At 43.0% G+C, this 18,240-nt stretch carries 13 protein-coding genes; 5 read left to right on the forward strand and 8 right to left on the reverse strand.

Translation table 11 applies throughout. The features are described from left to right. Positions 1-16 precede the first annotated feature (16 nt). The 5 genes from JWR87_RS12725 to JWR87_RS12745 all read left to right on the forward strand — a co-directional run bounded on the left by JWR87_RS12725 (position 17) and on the right by JWR87_RS12745 (position 4,148). Positions 17-178: an ATP-binding protein gene (locus JWR87_RS12725; protein WP_297820674.1), complete on the forward strand. Its 162-nt coding sequence runs from the start codon at positions 17-19 to the stop codon at positions 176-178. A 131-nt stretch (positions 179-309) separates the two neighbouring features. Further along, complete coding sequence (locus JWR87_RS12730) at positions 310-597, forward strand: hypothetical protein (RefSeq protein ID WP_297820638.1); 288 nt, start codon at positions 310-312, stop codon at positions 595-597. A 185-nt stretch (positions 598-782) separates the two neighbouring features. Continuing rightward, positions 783-1,922 (forward strand): formylglycine-generating enzyme family protein, encoded by a 1,140-nt coding sequence (locus JWR87_RS12735; RefSeq protein ID WP_297820640.1) that lies wholly within the window; start codon positions 783-785, stop codon positions 1,920-1,922. A gap of 861 nt (positions 1,923-2,783) precedes the next feature. Continuing rightward, on the forward strand, positions 2,784-3,854 hold the full coding sequence (locus JWR87_RS12740) for a nitronate monooxygenase (RefSeq protein WP_297820642.1): 1,071 nt from the start codon (positions 2,784-2,786) through the stop codon (positions 3,852-3,854). A 57-nt stretch (positions 3,855-3,911) separates the two neighbouring features. Continuing rightward, positions 3,912-4,148, forward strand: coding sequence for a hypothetical protein (locus JWR87_RS12745; protein WP_297820644.1), 237 nt, complete (start codon positions 3,912-3,914; stop codon positions 4,146-4,148). Positions 4,149-4,240: 92 nt separating this feature from the next. Here JWR87_RS12745 and JWR87_RS12750 read toward each other — a convergent pair whose 3' ends face one another. From JWR87_RS12750 to JWR87_RS12785, 8 genes are all read right to left on the reverse strand, one after another. After that, positions 4,241-5,593 (reverse strand): DUF1080 domain-containing protein, encoded by a 1,353-nt coding sequence (locus JWR87_RS12750; RefSeq protein WP_297820646.1) that lies wholly within the window; start codon positions 5,591-5,593, stop codon positions 4,241-4,243. A 341-nt stretch (positions 5,594-5,934) separates the two neighbouring features. Beyond that, on the reverse strand, positions 5,935-7,644 hold the full coding sequence (locus JWR87_RS12755) for a hypothetical protein (RefSeq protein ID WP_297820648.1): 1,710 nt from the start codon (positions 7,642-7,644) through the stop codon (positions 5,935-5,937). Between the two features lie 581 nt (positions 7,645-8,225). Then, positions 8,226-8,648, reverse strand: coding sequence for a hypothetical protein (locus JWR87_RS12760; protein ID WP_297820649.1), 423 nt, complete (start codon positions 8,646-8,648; stop codon positions 8,226-8,228). Next, positions 8,649-9,632 (reverse strand): Gfo/Idh/MocA family oxidoreductase, encoded by a 984-nt coding sequence (locus JWR87_RS12765; RefSeq protein WP_297820652.1) that lies wholly within the window; start codon positions 9,630-9,632, stop codon positions 8,649-8,651. A gap of 70 nt (positions 9,633-9,702) precedes the next feature. Then, positions 9,703-11,715 carry an NPCBM/NEW2 domain-containing protein gene (locus tag JWR87_RS12770; protein ID WP_297820654.1) on the reverse strand — a complete coding sequence of 671 codons (2,013 nt, stop codon included), beginning with the start codon at positions 11,713-11,715 and terminating at the stop codon, positions 9,703-9,705. Between the two features lie 164 nt (positions 11,716-11,879). Then, complete coding sequence (locus JWR87_RS12775; protein WP_297820656.1) at positions 11,880-13,889, reverse strand: NPCBM/NEW2 domain-containing protein; 2,010 nt, start codon at positions 13,887-13,889, stop codon at positions 11,880-11,882. Positions 13,890-14,159: 270 nt separating this feature from the next. Then, positions 14,160-15,752, reverse strand: a complete 1,593-nt coding sequence (locus JWR87_RS12780; RefSeq protein WP_297820658.1) for a glycoside hydrolase family 28 protein — start codon at positions 15,750-15,752, stop codon at positions 14,160-14,162. Between the two features lie 232 nt (positions 15,753-15,984). After that, complete coding sequence (locus JWR87_RS12785) at positions 15,985-17,562, reverse strand: arylsulfatase (RefSeq protein WP_297820660.1); 1,578 nt, start codon at positions 17,560-17,562, stop codon at positions 15,985-15,987. Positions 17,563-18,240 lie beyond the last annotated feature (678 nt).

Raw genomic sequence — 18,240 nt, forward strand, 5'->3', positions numbered from 1 at the left:
AAAAGTAGTAGATAAAATCTTTCAACCATTCTTCACAACCAAACCAGCAGGGCAGGGAACAGGGTTGGGGTTGTCATTGAGTTATGATATTATTAAAGTGCACGGTGGAGAGTTGAAGGTGGAAACGAAGGCAGGGGAGGGTGCGGAGTTCACTATTCAATTACCGCTACTTCGCTAATCCCATTCTTCCCCCAAATTCCATAAATCCCAGTTTTAGACAATTATAATAGCACGTGGATGGCAGATAAAGGAGGAAAGTAAGGAAAGGGAACGCAGCACTTTTATTGTACAACTTTAAACTATTTACACATGATGAAACGTACTCTCCAAATACTCCTACTACTGATGCCCCTGTTTTGTTGTAGCCAGCAAAAAACTATTGATAGTTTAAAACGGCTGCTGTCAACAGCTACAACAGACTCAGCCAGGTATCAGATAACCGGTAATATGGCTTCTAATTATAGTGCTACTCATTATGACTCTGGGTTATACTATACGAATAAAGCTTTGCTCCTGGCTCGAAAAAATGGGAAAAAAATTAATGAAGCATCTGCATTAGCCCAAACAGGATTTCTATTGGGTTTGAGAATTTTTTGAAGGCGCTTTTTTATTACTTTGATACATTGTTGCGTCGCCCACCTATTAAAACAGGTAACTCAAAAAAATAAGTAAAAAGTAAAAAGGAAGGAGACAAATTGTGACTTTTTCTTTTTCTCTTTTACACTCATTCGTGTTCTTAATTTATCAGATTGTTGGTTATGGTGAAAAAAATCCGGAGTTTAATGAATTCAATTTCGCTAGAAAGATCATTGGTAATTATGGTAATGATTGGTATTGTATTTTCGAATAGTTGTAAATCTGATTCTGTTGCTACAACATCTGGCGCTAAAAAAGAGGAAGTGATAAGTTGCTCTTCTAATATTCCAAATCGTTTCGCTGCAAAAACAATTGGTTCGTCCTTGAAGGTTTCCTCTGCAGGTACAACTGGCGGTATGGTACTTATTCCTTCTGGAGAATTTATAATGGGCTCTTCTGATAAAGAAGGCAGAGCAGATGAATTTCCTCAACATAAGGTTAAGCTGAAAAGTTTTTGGATAGACAAAACAGAGGTAACGAATCTTCAGTTTCGGCAGTTTGTAGAAGCAACAGGATGGATAACCACAGCTGAAAAAAAGCCGGACTGGGAAGAGTTGAAAAAGCAGGTTCCTCCCGGCACTCCAAAACCTCCGGAAGATTTGTTGGTAGCGGCTTCCCTGGTTTTTACACCTCCACCTTATCCAGTTGCATTAAATAACGAAGCACAATGGTGGCAATGGCAAAAAGGCGCCGACTGGCGTCATCCTCACGGAGCTGGAAGCAGTATAGATGGAAAAGACTATTATCCTGTTGTGCAGGTTTCATGGGAAGATGCCAGGGCTTATGCAGCATGGGCCGGAAAACGATTGCTTACAGAAGCTGAATGGGAATGGGCAGCACGTGGAGGTTTAAAAGATGAGCCGTTTAGCTGGGGTAAAGAGGGTGTTGAGCAAGGTAAACCAAAAGCAAATACTTGGCAGGGCCGCTTTCCAGATCAAAATAGTAAAAAAGATGGTTTTGAAAAGGCCGCTCCTGTGAGATCCTTCGCTCCTAATGGATATGGTCTCTTTGATATGGCTGGCAATGTTTGGGAGTGGTGCAGCGATTGGTACCGTTCTGACTATTATATGCATGCAAATAAGGCTACCATTTTAAATCCTGCAGGCCCTAGTGAAAGTTATGATCCTGCTGAGCCTCTTGTACCCAAAAAGGTGCTTAGAGGCGGCTCTTTTCTTTGTCATGCCTCCTATTGTAGTAGTTACCGGGTTTCCGCGCGTATGAAAACTTCTCCCGATAGTGGTTTGGAAAACACCGGTTTCAGGTGTGCTAAAGATGACAGTGAATAAACGGTGGCACCTTTCCTCCCTATTAATCAGTCCATGTGAAAATAGTTAAATTGATAAGTCTAAAAACTTTTATCTGCCTTCCGTATTAGGGTTACTAAATTCAATTGATCCTATAAAAGGTCAGGAGAATAAGCACCAGCAGGACGTTGCAGTTAACGTTCAAATATCATTTACATTATAACCGATCAGTTGCGTTATGATATGCTCGGGTAGAAGTGTGGCCCTGAACCTGACTTTGCTTTCATCCAAGGAAGGGGGCATGCTTTTTTTTTGGCAGGACGGGCTTGAATGGCGTGCAGTGAGGGATAAGCTTTTCACCAGCAAAGTATTTACGGGATGGAAGTGAATTGTTGTTTGACAACAAAAAGATCCGTTGCAAGTCCATAACTTAGTTTTCGACCCTTTTTATGCAGAAGTGTACAAAAATTTAAAGTCAAAGATGCACCAGAAAATGACTGAGCTGAATGATGAATTTAAACGCTGTAGCTGGTGCCAAGATCGTTGGACTGATGGTAAAAGATAAATTATTGCTTCAGCCAAAGGCAGGTTTTAAATAATCCAATACATGCTTTAAAAACCTTTTGATAACCCTGTTAAATGGCGCTTCAATTGAAATGAATGAATGACTGCAGTTGCCGGTGAAATGAAACAGTGGGTTGTTGGAGTTATGGCATCAATATACTACAGCGGAAACAGTGTGAGAGCCATGCGAATGGAATCGGCTTGATTGCAATGAGGGAAGGAGCGGAAAAGTGGAGTACTTACATGATGTTTGAAGGCGTATGGTCGTAGAGATGGCCTGTTGGAAGCATTAATCGAATTGTTATTGAAGTAGATTTGTACCCTAATCGCCACTACTTCATGAATTGGAAGAACGACATCACTGAAAAGCTTAACAGTGATTACTCTATCATTCAGGCTCCTATGTTTGGTGTAACAACACCTGAAATGGTGGCGGCGGCAACAAAAGCAGGCTGCCTTGGTTCATTACCTTTAGGTGACCTACCAGTAGAAAAATGCAGAGATGTCATTCGCACCACCAAACAGTTGTCCCCGAAACTTTTTGCAGTAAATCTTTTCGCCAACGATATCCCGGTACTTACTGAAACACTAAAAGCAAAATACGGCGCTGTAAAACAGTTTATTGAGAACCTGGCAGCGGAACATGGATTGACCATTGTACTTCCCCGTATTGACGAGATAAGTGTAACCAGCTACCATGAACAATTGGACATTATCCTTCAGGAAGGTATCAAGGTTGTAAGCTTCACATTTGGCAACCTTGACCAGCAAAGCATTCAAATGCTAAAAGACAATGGAATTACCTTAATTGGTACTTGTACATCAGTCGAAGAAGCGAAGACTTTGGAAGCATCAGGAATTGATATTCTTTGCGTGCAGGGATTGGAAGCGGGGGGACATCGAGGTAGCTTCACCCTAGATAACGTTGCGATGATCGGGGGTATGTCTTTACTATCGCAAGTGTTTGATGCCGTTAAGGTACCGCTCGTTTATGCAGGAGGTATTTACAATTCAAGAACACTGTTAGCTACCGAAGCGCTAGGTGCAAAGGGATTTCAAGTGGGGAGTTTGTTACTGGGCTCTGCTGAAAGTGCACTGAAAGAATTTGAAAAGGAGCGATTGAGAAATGTAAAAGAGAGTGAAATTGTTTTAACCAAGAGCTTTTCAGGCCGATATGCAAGGGGCATCAAAAACGCCTTTATTGAAGCGGTTGAGCAAAACGATGTTATTTTGCCTTATCCCTATCAAAACAAGCTCACCAATGAAGTGCGAAAGGTTGCCAAAGCTAACGGAAACACTGACTTTGTCAGCATTTGGTTGGGCCAATCCAACAATGGCTATAGTGGTGATTCCACCTTTGAAATTTTAAAAAAACTGATAGCACAAACGGAACAAGCAGACCATAGTTAATCAGCTTTACGATACCTCATACTACATGTATAATTTAAGCAAGTATAAACAACCAGGATGGATACATTAGAAATACCAGTGTTTTATAAAAATAAAGAGTTGTCCTTAAAAGCTGATGTTGTTAGGTTTGGTTATGTTAATCATATAATAGTTGATTTAGGGGGCACTCAAATAACCATTGAAAGAGATGAGGAAGGTAATTATAGAGCAATAGGAGATGCGGAAAAAATGCAACCGACTAAAGTAGATACTGAATTAATTGAAGCCGTTGTTAATGTGCTTCAATCACTTTAAGCAAAGTAAAGACGGTATCCCTCGTTGTTCGGTTGGTGTGATATTGCACTTTCCTTTCCATAACTTTTTCTACTTTTTTCCGAATTACAACTCTATTTAAGTTCTTTGATCTTGATGTTTTTATAATAAACCGAATTGCCATGATCTTGTAATAAGATGGGTGCCTGTTGGGCAAGACCATAATCTTTCTTATCAGCAAACTTACTATGAGCCACCAGTGCTCTGTAAATATTACTACCCCGCACGTACTCCACCACCTTGAAGCCATTGAGCCAGTGCTGAACAAGATTATTAGGGTGTACGATGATCTTTCCCTGGTTCCAATCCCCTACTTTTTTCTTAAACCTGGGACCAAGTGTATCGGCCGGTATGAGGTCGTACAGGCTGCTCATGGTGCGGTTTCCAACTGTTCCCATCTTGGCATCGAGGTGGCGTTCATCATCCAAAATCTGGTACTCTAAACCAAGCCCTGCCCTTTGCGATGAAGGTGATTCGGTAACAAAATATTTCACTCCTGAATTTGCGCCTTCCGTCAATTTAAAATCAAAATTAAGTTCAAAAGCTTTGAATTGGTTCACGGTTAAAAGGTCGCCATATTTGCTTTTCGATGCAGTGTCGGCCGGCAATATATGCAACAGTCCCTCTTCAGCTTCCCAGCCTTTTTCAGTCGGCGTTTGCTTTAAAACAGCCCGCCAGCCGGAAAGGTCTTTGCCATTAAAAAGCAATCTAAATCCCTGCGCTTTTTCCTGCGGCGAAATTGTGTTAAGTGTGTAATTAGCAACCGGTGTGGAAGTGTCGAGTGGTCTTGGCTTCATTGCCGCACCTGTTTGAATGCGCACGTTTTTCCATTGTATCTGCGCGCCGCCAGCCCTTTGTTTTACCGAGTGTACCTGTAATGCAATAAATCCTTTTAGCGTTAAATCATCCACCATGTACGTTACCGGAATACCATTCACCCATGTTCGGATCACGGGTCCAATCGCTTCTATGCGGTACTTGTTCCAGCCGGTTGTATTAAAGGCTTTTTTGCTCGAAGGATTCATTTCGCCATGGTACATCCAGTCCCTTCGTCCTTCGTCGAAAATGCCGCCCGACCAACCGCGATCCGACGGATCAATCTCCACCTGGTAGCCATGAACCTTGCCATTTTTATATTCGGGCAACGATTGACTTCTTATTTGAATTCCTGAATTCATGTTGCCGGCTTTCAGTTCCAGCTCAAGAATAAAGTCGCCGTAATCTTCGGTAGTTGCAAGAAAAGAATTCGGCTCGCCGGTCACGGTTGTTCCTACAATGGCTCCGTTCACCACATTGTATTTTGCCTTGCCATTTAATTGCTTCCAGCCCTTTAATGTTTTTCCGTCAAACAAATTTTTCCAGCCGTTTTGAGCACCTGCGCTAATGCTAATAGATAGTAAAACAAATAGCCAACATTTTTTTATCATTATTTGTATTTTGAATATGTAATAAGTAACTTATTTGCGGTCTTCTTTTGGTAGCCAACGATTGGTTTTTCATAGCATCATCGTTGTGTCACTCACTTGTACTTTTGGTTTTTTAAGCAGCATCCTTGTCGTCTCTTTTTTCACGCAAAGGCGCAAAGAAATTTCACGCGAAGACGCAAAGAAGAAACTTTTTGCTCCCATGTTTTTTGCTTGCTACTAGTTGATTAACCAAAATATTTCTATTGATTAAGTAAGTATTGCAAGGTTGCTCAGCAGCGCTTTTCAGTACAAGCGTGCGACGCAAGAATGCTAAATAGTTGCAACAAACCCCGGCTCAAAAATCAAGAAAATTGAATAGTATGTTTAAACGGCGTAAAGCCTGTGAGGTAAACCGTTGGAGCGCCTGCATGCGGCAAAGCGCCTCTTAACTGCAGCCCCTTATGTTCAAGCTTGCCCGGGCCAAAATGTATCGTATCGCCCTTCGAGGAATACGTTCCGGCTGTATCATTGAACATATAAATATCTTCACTTCCCTCAAGCTGTTGAACGCCCGTAAATTTGCCGCCTCTTCGAAAAATAAGCTCCATAGAAACGGGCACGCCTTCTGTTCCATTCATCTCAACTTCCACGTTAATACCATTGCCCGATTCGGTAATTGTAATGGTCGTTTGCAAGTGTTGTATATTGGATTTCTTACGGTTGCTCCTGGGCATTTTTGAAAGATCTCCATCCGGTTGAATACCTTCCTTGGGGTAAGGCTGGTAATACACGCCTTCGAGCTTATTTGTTAGTACCCAGCTATTTTCCACCTTTTCAATAGTTTCCGATTGAAACTGGCCTTTGCCAAAAAATGAAGCTGCTACGCGCATGCCCTGCAAAGCCACGTGGCTTTTATGAAAAGTAAACCAGCCTGCATTGTTCGATAAAATGGTTGAATCCCATTGCCCCCGCCGAATGCGAACAATCCCCGAATATGGGAACGATTTTACGTAATTATCGGGCAAGGGTTTGTTGCCGGGAAGCGCTTTCCACAACGATGGATCTTCTAAAAAATAATTCAGAAAATCCGCCAGCTTTTTAAAAGAAGTTGCTTCTATCAACCGACAAATGGACGCCATTTCACCATCTCTATCCAGCAACGAAAGGTACCTGCAGGCATAATAATAATTCTCCATCGTACCAATTTGTCCCTTGTCCTGCCGGTTCGACGCCTCAGTTACCACCTCGCCATTGGGGTGAATATAATACCGCATCATCTTAATATTCTTCCTTACGGCATCCAGTATTTCAGGCTTATTTAATCCTTTCGAAATTGTTATCAGCACCCGGTCAACAACAGCCGAATAACCTGACGTACTCTTCTCCGTGTATTGCCCGTCGGCGTCAATGTCTATGTGTTCGCCCAGCCATTCGTTCACCCGGTTTACATATCGCTGATCGCTCCACAGTTCATTTAATTTTACCAGCGCAGCCGATACAACCCAACGGTGATTTGGCGTATGAATACCGCCAGTGATCAGCGCTTCGCCTGCCCGTTGCAAAAATGTTTTGAAGTCAGCCAGTGGTTTTTCCGCACCTGGGGTATTGGATTGTCTCAACAGTGTATATACCGGAGCAAGGCGTTTTACCATAAAGCCTGTATCAGGCGGCGATTGGAAATTCGTGGCTAATAAATCAATGGTGCCATCTGCATGCTGCATTTTTAACAAGCATTGAAGCGCCAAAGAAATGTCGGCTAATAAAGGTTGCGACCGGCAATAAATGGACTCAGGGCAGCAGATGGCGCAGCCCGCATCATTAATAAACGAAACGGTACTATGCGGGTTTGGGATCTCCGCCCAATCAAAGTATCCGCCATAATATCGGTGCTTTGTGTCGTTTACTTTAAACGCAGCCATCTGCTTAACCTGATCATCATTTATTTTGATCAAGTCAAGCAACCAGGCTGGTTTTGGAAGGGGGGTGTCTGTTTTATTAAATGCTGTTAGTCCAAGTATTGGCATTACACACAATGTTGCGGTTCCAAGGCTTACAAATTTTCTTCTGTACATCTTTCTTTATTGATTCGTTTAAATTCAGGGGTATTTACCAGTTATGATATTTTCTTTTTTGGCGCCGGCATTCGTTATTAATAAAGCTTTCGTTGCGTCGCACTCTTTTACTGAATAACCTGTTTGAGCTTTTTCCACCGTAAATATTTGAATAACGTTGCTGAGCTACGGCCTACAACCAATTATTGTTTTATGCCTTTATATTGCTCATACGCCAACCCGGCAAGATGAATGCTCATAGCAATCGTGTACGAAAACATTGAGTGACACAACGAGCGGCTGAGCAAAAACCAAAAATGACATCCTGAGAATCATCATTATGAAATTTTTCTCCGATAGGTATCCGAAAGTTTTCATAATGATCTTGTGTTTTTGCACAGCAATGGAAACCTAAATGCCTGCTACCAAAACATTCTTATTCGCTTTTGAATTTTTCACGCAAAGCCGCATAGTAATGGCACCTAAAAAACGCAAAGAAGAAACGAACCGTCATGCTGCGTTAATTTCAGCATCCCCTGCAATTCTCTTTACTTATCCAGGAGATCCTGAAACAAGTAAAGGATCTCCTGGATTTCAACTTTTTACATTTTATAAAACTGTTCCCACTCTTTGCGGGGCGGGGGACCAACCAGCAATTGATTGCCCATTTTATTGTTGGTAATTTGTTTTGTTTTGCTATCGAAAATTAGTCTTGTATTTAACTGCTGCGCCAACACGCCCAACGCCATTACCTGGCACAACGGACCGGCGATATCGAAAGATGAACGGCATTTTTCTTCGCCTTTGCAAGCCTTCAAAAAGTTAGCAAAATGATTTGATGGACTAACGGGCACAATGGGCAACGACGCCTCAATTTCCTTTGCTTTTGCCTCGGGAATAATCTCGAGCGGTGAGCCATGTGAACCGCCTTTGAAGATGAGGTCTTTGCTATAAATTACTTTTCCGGGATACCTTTTGGTATTGATATTTCCTGCTGTGGGCGGTGGAATATTTTTAGCCCGCACCTATTCGCCAAAAAATTCCGGCAACGCTGGCTGGTTATTAAAGCCATCGTACCAGGTAATATCAAGCGCAGGCATATTTCTGCGCTTCGGAAATTTGAACTGCAACGTGGAGCCCTGCGGAAACAAAAAGGCGCTATGACCTTCCATGTAAGTAGGGTTAACTTCAGTAGGCAGACCAAGCTCTAAAAACTGGTGCGCCGTATCAATAATATGAGCCCCCCAATCGCCCAAAGCACCGTTGCCGAACTGGAACCAGGACCGCCAATCGCCGTTGGTGTACTTAACATTGTAATCCCTGAATTGAGAGGTTGCAATCCATTTGTCCCAATCCAACGTTTCGGGTATGGTCTGTTTAGGTAAATAATCCGATGCCGTCATTCCGTGCCAACGCCGCCCATTGTTCATAAACGCGGTGATCTTTGTAACATCCTTTATAATGCCCGCATCCGTCCAGCTTTTGAACTGGAAATAGTTTTCTTCGGAGTGTCCCTGGTTGCCCATTTGGCAAGCAACGTTGTATTTTTTCTCGCCCTTCATCATAATCTCCACTTCATTAAAGGTGTGCCCCATCGGCTTTTCTACATACACATGTTTGCCCTGAGACATACCCAACATCACAATGGGGAAATGCGAAAAGTCGGGAACACCTACAGATATGGCGTCAAATTCATTTCCTATTTTATCGAACATTTGCCTGAAATCCTGGAAGTGCTTTGCGTTTGGAAATGCCTTAATATTTTCAAGGGTATGTGGTGCGCCCATATCAACATCGCAGAGCGCTACTATATTAACCAACCCTGTTTTATACAATGATCTAAGGAGTTCGCCACCCCTGTTGCCAATGCCGATACAAGCAATGTTCACCTTATCGCTCGGTGCAACATGACCGAAAGATTTGCCCAGCACATAAGATGGAATAATGGTGTAACCCGCTGCCAACGCCAGGGCAGAGGCGCCTGTTTTGATAAAATTTCTTCTTTTCATGCGATTGCGATTTAATGGATTTGTATGATTAGCGAAAAAAATGAGATGAGTATTTTATCAATTATTGATGCTATTTAACTGGAAACAACTTCAGCATAACCACTCCATGATGTGAAATACTTGTTTTAAATGATCCTTTAAAATCGCCCAGATCTTTTTGCCGCCATACATCACGCAACTTCATATTTCCTTTCAATCCAGCTTTGGCAAAATCAAATACAAATGATCTTTTTGGTTCATCGCCCCAGCGGAAATAGGATTGCGGTGTTTTACCATATTCATCAATATTGAACAAGCCGGCTGCATATGCACCGTCTTCCAGTTGTTTGAGCCAAACCTGAACGCCATTTTCTTCATACATTAACCTTCCGGCTTTACCCAAAGGATCCTGGTTAACGGCTATCACTTCGTCGTTGGTAAGCAGGTTCAATGTAAAGGCATCCAACTGCTCAATGGGGCAACCGATCAATAGCGGCGCTGCCAGTAAACTGAACAAACTAACATGGCTGTATTGTTCATCAGGCGTTAGCCGGGTGGCGTGCATTTCAGGACCGGTTGTAACATTGCCAACGATCATCATATCTGCATCGCTCCAATGACCGGGACCGGTGTAAGGACCCCATTTATCCAGGGAGAAGGTTGTAAGGTAAAGTGAGGTCCAGCTATCGCGGATATCGGGTCCGGTGCGATACATGTTGGAGGTACGCATCCAATCCTCTACGTGTGCAAACGGCGCTGAATTGGATAGGCTGAGTACAACATCCCTGCCCGAACTTCTTAATGCTGCAGACATACGTTCGGCAGATTTTACATCAACACGCCAGTCGTATTTTAGAAAGTCGAAACCCCATTCCGCCATTTGTTTTGCATCGTTGGTTTCGAACTGGTATTTGGCAATGCGGTTAAAAGACCTGCGGTTAACGATGATGGATTCGTGTGTTTCGCCGCCTTTTTCAAAATCGGAGCTGGCACCCACATAACCTGCATAGCTGGAGATATAAGGCGTAGAATATAGCCCGGCTTTTAAGCCCAACGAATGAATGTAATCCACCATCTCTTTGAACTTTGGGAACTTTTCATTTGGCTGAAGGGCGGTTAGTTCACCACCGCGTTTTCCCTGCCATGCATCGTCAATATTAATGTACGTCCATCCATGATCCCGAAGCCCCATTTTTACCATTGCATCTGCCGAGGCGATTACTTTCTCGCGGTCTATCTCATTCGCCCAGGAGTTCCAGCCATTCCACCCAATGGGCGGCGTAAGGGCAATGGTGTCGCTTATTTTTATTTTCAGTTTTGTTGTTGCTTCTCCCAGGGCATTTTTGGCTTTGAGCGTGGCTGAATAGGTGCCTCGTTGTTTAACTGACCCAGAAATGATGCCTGTGTTTGTATCAAGAGTAAGACCTGCCGGAAGATCTTTTGCTGAAAATTGCATAGGACGATCGCCGGTTGCGGCAATGGTGTAGAAGAAAGGATTGTGGGGTGTTGCACCAAATACTTTCGCCGAATTTATGCGGGGCGTTTTAGCTGGGGGCGGCGTTAAAATATACTTTTCATCATTGTTGGGAATGTGTTCCGGTTTGGTTCCCTCGTTCATTACTAACTGAGCATCTGCCCAATTGCAGTTGGTCCATTTATTCCCAATTCCACCGACGGAATCCGTAACCAGTAACCCGAGCTGTTTAACACCTTCAAGATTCACATCAACCTTTTTGGGTGCATCACCCACTTTCATTTTACCACTTTCGAACAGCACTTTTTTATCTGCAATAACAAAGAAGGAGATCGCAATGTCTTTATTGGCTTTGTCGTCTGCGCCAACTACTGCCGTAAATCGTTTCGCATTTTTATTGAGATTAAAAGCTAATACGCTGACTGTTTGTGCACCCAATCCGCGGCTATAATAAACGCCCTTCATCTTCAATGAATCGTTGGTGTAATTTACTTTCGCCTGAACAGGACGAATGCCTTCTGAATAACTCTGGATCGTAAGATCGTCAAGCCAGATATTGGCTGTTTTTTGTGCAAAAGCGCTTACAGCTACAGATAAGAAAAGAAGCGTGAAGAATGCTGTTTTGTTCATATTGACCCCTTTTTTTTATTGCTGGTGTTTATGTCTTAAACTAATAGTATTCACTCCATTTATGTTATTCCGTATCGTTCTTCTGCCTGCTGAATAGATAACAAACAGTACAAGGGAGTGACACAACGATGTTGAATAGTTGTTCAAATGATGGTTCCAGAAATTTATTGAGGAAACAACCGAAGCATCACCACACCATGATGTGGAATGTCGGTTTTAAATGTTTCATTGAAGACACCGATATTCTCTTGCTTCCATACATCCCGCAGCTTCCATTTTCCTTTTAAGCCCAGCTTGGCAAAATCAAAATCAAATGATTTTTTCTCCTCATCGCCCCAGCGGAAATACGTTTGAGGCGTTGTAGCAAAGCCATTGATGTTGAACAAGCCGGCTGCATACGAGCCGTCTTCAAGCGGTTTAAGCCAAACCTGTACACCGTTTTGATCGTACACCAATCGTCCGGGTTTGCCCAGCGGATCCTGGTTGACGGCAACTACTTCATCGTTGGTAAGCAGGTTCAATGTAAAGGCATCCAACTGCTCGATGGGACAACCGATCAGCAACGGGGCAGCGAGCAGGCTGAACAAACTTACATGGCTATATTGTTCATCAGGCGTTAACTTGGTAGGATGCAATTTGCTACCTGTGGTAACGTTTCCAAGGATCATCATATCGGGGTCGTTCCAATGGCCCGGGCCTCCGAAAGGAGCCCATTTATCAATGGTAAAAGCTGACAAATAAAGGCTTGTCCAACTATCCCTAATGTCGGGTCCGGTTCGGTAAGTGTTTGATATTCTTGCCCAGTCTTTCGCATTTGCAAATGGCGCCGAATTAGATAAACTATACAAAATATCACGTCCGGATTTCTTTAATGCTTTTGACATTCGCTCTGCCGAAGGAACTTCCAAACGCCAATCGTATTTTAAATAATCCACGCCCCAATCAGCCATTTGTTTTGCATCATTTTCCTCGAACCTGTACTGGCCAATGTAGCGAAATGAACGTTTGTTGTTGCGTATTGAATCGGTAAACTTTCCATCTTTATAAATGGATGAGCCACCTGCATACCCGGCATAACTCGTGATCCATGGAGTTGAGTACACGCCTAATTTAAGACCTAGGTTATGTACATAATCAATCATTTTTTTGAAGTCAGGAAACTTTTCGTTGGGCAGAATAGCATTGTACTTTCCACCCCTTTGTCCCTGCCACGCATCATCGATATTTATGTAGGTCCAGCCGTGGTCTTTTAGTCCCATTTTAACCATCGCATTCGCTGAAGCCATTACTTTTTCGCCGTCAATTTCCCTCGCCCACGAGTTCCAGCCATTCCAGCCGATGGGCGGTGTTAGTGCTATGGTATCACCTACTTTTATGCGCAATGTTTCCTTTGCTTCGCCCAAGGAATTGGATGCTTTAAGCGTGGCGACGTACAGCCCTTTTTGCTGAACGCTTCCTGTGATGATACCTGTTTTTTGATCGATTAAAAGTCCTGCAGGCAAGTTCTCTGCAGAGAAGGTCATGGGCCGTTCGCCGGTTGCTGCAATCGTGTAGAGGAAAGGGTTTCCGGGTGTAACGCCAAAGATTTTTGCCGAGTTTATCTTAGGTGTTTTTAATGAAGTCGGTGTTAGAATATATCGCTCGCCATTGTTTGGAATATGTTGCGGCAACTGATCGCCTAACATTACAAATTGCGCATTTGCCCAATTAAACCAGGCTTTGCCAATATGGTGATCGTTCACCTGCACCAGCAAGCCCAAACGCTTAACATTGGTAAGATCGACTTTTACTTTTTTTGGTGTAGAGCCGGCTTTAATGATGCCGCTTTCGAATAGAATTTTCTTATCACCGATCACAAAAAAATTAAAGTTTACAAGGGTGGTGGTCTTGTCATCCGCACCAATGATGGCTGAAAATTCTTTGGCATTTCCATCCAGCAAAAAAGAAACAACGCTTAGTGATTGCACACCCACACCCCTTTTATAGGTGGCCCCGCCGAGTCGAATTGAATCGCCGCCGGCGTTTGTATTCTTCACAATTGATGGAATGCCTTCAGAGAAAGATTTGATGTCCATCTCATCCAGCCATAGATTGGTGAGCTGTCGTGAATACGTTTGTGGAATGATGCACAAAAACAATAAAAAACTTAATAACCATTTGGGGTTGTTGTTCATTTTTAATCTTTTAGATAAGGTGTAGAATGTTTATTTTCTACACACATATAATATGCACTGGTATTCATGGACCCGGCTGTATAAGTTATCTCAGCATCGTTGCGTCGCACTCTTGTACTAACTATTTTACTGTGCATCTTTTCACGGTATCGATGCAGTATTTGATGCCGTACAAGTGAGTGACACAACAATGTTTAATTGAAAAACTATTGCCTGCTACCAAAAAATTTTATATTCAACATCACCTGCATCAGGGAACCAAGCTGCCCTTTACTTATAATTCGTTTTCATTATTCCTTTCGATTCACTAACAGGCATTTTCAGGCTTTTAAATGTTATACCTGAAGTATTATTTAATAGTATTATAGGCAAATCTTTTCCACTTGGAATGTGAACATCGGTTATGTCCATCGCTTTTACATCGTCTAAAACCATTGCCGGGCGAAAGTCGTTTTCAACGAAACTCAACCTTACATTTTTCATCTTTATTCCTTCTGCGTGGCGAACATAAAAGCCCCATGCAGGCAGCTCGCCAAACATGGAAAACTCAGGATAAGCTGCAGGATTTTCAGGCACAGACGTGACGGAATCCAATGGAATATAGGCAATGTCTTTGCTTGCACGACCGCCATAAGTAATGTTGATATTTTCAAGTGTAACACCCTGCACCGGATAACCTGGCAAGCCGGTAATGGATGACGGGACAAGGTTATACGGTAAAAATGGATGCCCATAAATATGATAGCTTCCGGGACGTTTAGGCATTTTATCAAAACCTGGGCGAAGATGATCGGGCGGACCTTCAATGGGGTAACCCTGGTCGGGTTTAAGCAGTGGTACCTGCACTTTTACGTTGGCGATGTACACGTTTTTAATGGTGCTTACCTGGCCAGTCTGGTTGCGGCGGCCTCGACGAATAAATATAGCGTTTCCGGTATTTACGGCTGTTACATTTTGAATATCTATGTTTTCCATGAAGCCGCCATCCACCGCTTCAATAGCTATGGCTGAGCGATAGGTGTCGAAAACAGTAAGGTTACGTGCCACCACATTTCGAAAGCCACCCACACTGGCGGTGCCAAATTTTAGTGCATTCGCACTTGAGCGCAGGGTGCAGTTATCAATGAGTATATTCTCGCAGAAGCTTTTTGGATTCTCCGATTTTAAGCAGATCGCATCGTCGGTAGCGTTGATGAAACAATTGGTTATTCTTACGTTTTTGGAGTCGGTAATATCAAGCCCGTCGTTGTTCCAGTAAGCGGTGCTTTGAACAGTGATTCTGTGTATGGTAATGCCATCGCATTCACGGTAATCCTGCACCCAGTTGGATGCGTTTTTAAGGGTAATGCCAGTCACTTTCACATTGTTGCAACCCCAAAAATAAAGCACCATCGCCCTTCCTGCTTCAGGACGTTTATACAGCCAGATGTCATTCTGCTTTAGTTCGCCGCTTCTTGATTTTTTGAAAACATCCAGCATCAGTTCCTGGCCCTGTCCATCAATAATTCCTTCGCCTGATATTGAAACATTCTTCTGGTCTCTTGACAAGACCAATGCAGCACGGCCTTCTATCTTCTGATAATCATTTACCGCATGTGAGCCTAATAAAGTGGCGCCCAATTGCAGGTGAAGCTCAACGCCCGACTTAAGAAAAATACTGCCAGACATAAAATTTCCGGCGGGAATGATTACTCTTCCACCACCTGCTGCAGAGGTTTCATCAATGGCTTTCTGAATAGATTGCGCATTGTTGGTTCTGCCGTCCGCAACTGCTCCATAGGCTGTAATCAGTTTGTCGTTTGCCGCCCCCCAGGCATTTGAAGTATATAACGCGAGAACGAGCAATAGCAATTTACATTTCATAGTTAGTGTTTTTGGTCGTTATAATGTCACCTGGTTCTGTAATACACCCCGGTGCTAACGCTTATAGTGTAAAAATTTTTTTGAACAGGCTGAAGTAATACTATTTAACAGCCGTTGCGTTGCACTCGTTAGCGGCAACGCTCTGAGGAACGATAGGCGTATGCGCTTGATCGGGAAAGCTACACTGCGTTGTATTTGGAATTTTATATTCAACAGCACAAAAAACATTGGGTCACTTTAGGGATTGTTTAAATTGTTTTCCTTTCGGCGCCTGTCTGATCTTATCCAAGAGAGCCGACAACTCTTTTACCTTCTTAGGATACTTGCTATATACATTATTGTCTTCGTGTAGATCTGTTTCGAGGTTGTATAACTGACCCACAGCTTCGCCTTGCTTAGGCTGAACTATTGAAGGCACAGTAAACCCACCTGAGCCTACGGCGGTTACCAGCTTCCACGGTCCTTTTCTTATGTTATAAAACCCTTTGGATGAGATGTTGACAAGAGCAGGTTGGTTAGCAACTTCTATTGATTTGCCGGTTAATACAGGCAGAATTGAATAGCTGTCTTCCGTCTCAAATTTTGCTGAATTATTTCCAATCAATTCAGCACAGGTAGACATTAAGTTGGCAAGCGTGGTGGGTACATTGCTAACCGTTCCTGGTTTTACTTTGCCGGGATAACGCACAATAAAAGGAACCCTGTGACCGCCTTCGAATACATCACCCTTCATGCCCCTGAACTCGCCTGCGGCTTTATGGTTGTATTGATCAACGAAATTTTGCCGCCAGTAAGGGCCGTTGTCACTTGTAAAAACCACAATGGTATTTTCTGAAAGTCCCATGCTGTCCAATACCTGTAATATTCGACCTACTGATGCATCCACCTGCTGAACATAATCGCCGTATTCACCTGCTTTTGATTTACCCACCGCTCCTTTTTCAGGCACCCATGGAGTGTGTGGCGCCGGCATGGGGAAGTAAAGAAAGAAAGGGTTTTTAGCGCCGGCCTGTCTCTTTATAAAATCCGCAGCCTTATTGGTAAAAGAAGGAAGAACGTCATAAAAATCATAAGAAGGCGTCATTAAACCCGGTCTCCAGAAAGGTCCGGTGTATCCTGTTTCCAGTTTATTTCCGTCGGTTGAACTGGCAAGTGGTTCAGTTAGTTTATCATTTTCGAGATAGCAATATGGGGGCATATCAAGCGAGGCCGGGAGAATATAAGAATAATCGAAACCCACTGTTGTTGGCCCATGCACAGGAGCCTTTGTAAAGTCTATGTGATGGGGATTCATTTCAGAATTTATGCCATACATCCTGTCCTTATTATATTTCGGACTGATTGAGTCCTTGTAAGCTTCTTTCGGAACCCAGTCGAGGCCGAGATGCCATTTGCCCACTATGCCGGTGTTGTACGATTTTGTTTTTAATAATGAGGCAACAGTAGGCAATTCATCTTCAATTAAAGTACGGCTATAGCCGCGAAGCACTCCAACAGGTAGCCTGCTGCGCCAGGGATACCTGCCGGTAAGAATGGAATAACGTGAAGGTGTGCAAACAGAAGAGGTAGTATGTGCATCGGTGAAACGCATGCCTTGCTTAGCCAGCCCATCTATGTTGGGCGTATTGATTTTGCTTCGAGGATTGTTAACGGAAACATCGCCATAACCAAGGTCATCTGTAAGGATGTAAACGATGTTGGGTAAAGCATTTTTTTTCTGCGCAAGCAAAGCAGATGATTGCACCAACAACAGGCAGGCAGGTATAATAAACACCTGCCAAAATCTACTTATTTTTAATTTATGCTTCATCTTCATATTAGTGATTTACCTGTTTGCTATTTGTTGTTTTTATACTTTTTTAAAAGCGTTTCTATTCACATTAATCTATTCTTCTGATGACATGGATGGCCGGCCGTTTTCGCATCACTTCCCCACGCCTCATTGGGTTTATCGTTCGTTTGTAAAACCAATTGTCGGCCTTTTAACCCACTGCTTCATGAAACAGCCAGGGCTGGTTCCATGCTTTGTTATTTAGCAAGCGGATTGTATGTAAAAGTTTTTAGGACTATTGTTTTTTACCTGGACCAAGAACTGTCTTCCGGATAATATTTCGGGTTTAGTTGAATGGTGATTTTCTTGAAGATCGGGCTGCTGATTTCATAGAAGGTGTAGCTGAAGTACCACCATTGGTCGAGAATAAACCAATGTTCATTAGCACGGCAAGAGAATCTCATTAAGCCCTGGTCTTCATCGGCGCTGTATCCTTTTTGAGGAGAGATGCCGCTATAAACCGAGATGATCAATGGTGTTGTCCAGAATTACATTATGGTGTTAGAAGAAGAATTTGTGCAGGTACTAAGTGAGTGCTTTTACAAAGGATAAAATGATGTTTTACTTTCCACAATCATAGATCAAAAGTACAAGCGTGCGACGCAACGGCTGTTTAATAGCAGCAATCCTGCCTGGCTCCAAAAAATTTCATCATTG

This window comes from Segetibacter sp. (assembly GCF_025963695.1).
In the GTDB taxonomy this organism is placed as follows: domain Bacteria; phylum Bacteroidota; class Bacteroidia; order Chitinophagales; family Chitinophagaceae; genus Segetibacter.